Annotated in this window: 1 protein-coding gene and 1 pseudogene; both read right to left on the bottom strand. The window is 69.3% G+C overall.

Annotated features, from left to right (window positions below; translation table 11 throughout):
• Positions 1–24: 24 nt before the first annotated feature.
• Complete coding sequence (locus ACFW2E_RS41895; protein ID WP_384475929.1) at positions 25–1,236, bottom strand: trypsin-like serine peptidase; 1,212 nt, start codon at positions 1,234–1,236, stop codon at positions 25–27.
• A gap of 135 nt (positions 1,237–1,371) precedes the next feature.
• Positions 1,372–1,604 (bottom strand): annotated as a pseudogene (locus tag ACFW2E_RS41890) (hypothetical protein); the annotation flags it as partial.

Genomic DNA, 1,604 nt, shown 5'->3' with positions numbered 1-1,604 from the left:
CCTTCGGCGCTTCGGCGTCCGTCGTCACCGGCCGCCGTACGTCCTGCTCATGTTCTGGTAGAGACCCTCGGCCTCCTTGCCCAGCTGCGGGCCGGCCAGCCAGGTGTTGTCCGTCGGGCCGATCGAGGTGTTCGACACCAGCTCGGTCTTGCCGTTCACCACCCGGAACCAGCCGCCGCCGGACGAGCCGCCGGTCATCGTGCAGCCGATGCGGTACATCGTCGGCAGCGACGAGCTCAGCGACAGCCGGCCGGGCCGGTCGATGCACTTGAACATCTTCAGACCGTTGTACGGCGGAGCCGCCGGGTAACCCCAGGCACCCATCTTGCCGACCTCGGTCGCGGACGGGCCGGAGAAGTCGACGTCCAGCGCCGCGCCGACCGTCTCCTCCAGGGACTTCGACCCGGACTCCGGCTTCACGTGCAGCACCGCGTAGTCGTACGCGGCACCGGCGCCGCCCGTCTCCGAGCCGCCCTCGATCCACTGGTTCGAGGTGGCCGCCCAGTCCGCCCACCAGTTGCCGTACGGCGCGACCTGCGAGGTCGTGACGTTGCTGAGCTGGGCCCCGGACTTGCCGAGGTCGTTGTACGACGGCACGAACGTGATGTTGCGGTACCAGCCGCCGCCCTTGCCCGCATGCACACAGTGACCCGCGGTCCACACGAGGTTGGACTTGCCCGGGTGGTTGACGTCCTTGATGACCGTGCCGGAGCAGACCATCGAACCCTCGGGGGAGTCGAAGAAGACCTTGCCGACGGGTGCCGCGTTCTCGTGGTACGGCGTCTTCTCCGCCGCGGCCTGCACCGGCTGCGGATCCGGGTCGCTCACGCCCCGGTCGGCAGCGGCGTCCTTCGCCGTGAGCGTCTTGTTGGCCTCCTTCGCGGACTGCATCCGCTCCGGCTTCCAGAGGCCCTCGATCACCGGGTTGACGAAGTCCTTGGCGTCACGGAGCCACTTGTCCCTGTCCCAGTTCTTCCAGCCGCCGTCGGCCCACTTGTCGACATCGATGCCGTGCTCCTTGAGCTTGCCCGCGATGTCGGCCGGGATCTCGACCTTGCCGCCGCCGTTGCCGGCCGCCGCGGAGGCCGTGGCGCCGGTCTTGTCGCTCGCCTTGTCGTCGTCGGATCCGTTGCAGGCCGTGGCGGTGAGTGCCAGGGCCGCGACGAGACCGGTGGCGGCCAGGACGTTGCGCCGCCGTCCACGCCGGTGCGCGAAGGGCGTACGTATGGAACGCATGGTGCGGTTACCCCCGTTGAAGCGATGTTGACACCCCACTATGCCCGTGGGGTTGGGGACGAACGGCGGCGAGCCGGTGAAGGTTTCCACGAGGAGACCCGCCGCCGTCCATGACCCGGCTCCGCCGGGTCGCGGCTACCGGCCGGCGAACTTCTTGCTCATCGAGTCGTAGACGCCCTTGGCCACGTCGCCCAGACGCGGACCGGCCAGCCAGCCCGAAGTCACCGGACCGATCGAGGTGTTGGACACGAGCGCCGGCTTGCCGTCCGAGCCCGTCTCCACCCATCCACCGCCGGACGAACCACCGGTCATGGTGCAGCCGATGCGGTACATCGTCGGCAGCGACGAGCTCAGCGACAGCCGGCCGG

Source organism: Streptomyces sp. NPDC058964, assembly GCF_042741275.1.
Classification (GTDB): domain Bacteria; phylum Actinomycetota; class Actinomycetes; order Streptomycetales; family Streptomycetaceae; genus Streptomyces.
Note: the sequence above shows the minus strand (reverse complement) of the source record. Positions and strands in the feature narration are given on the sequence as shown.

Bases quoted from the DNA above. Each gene is read 5' to 3' on its own strand.
- ACFW2E_RS41895 (WP_384475929.1), bottom strand. From the start codon at position 1,236: ATGCGTTCCATACGTACGCCCTTCGCGCACCGGCGTGGACGGCGGCGC.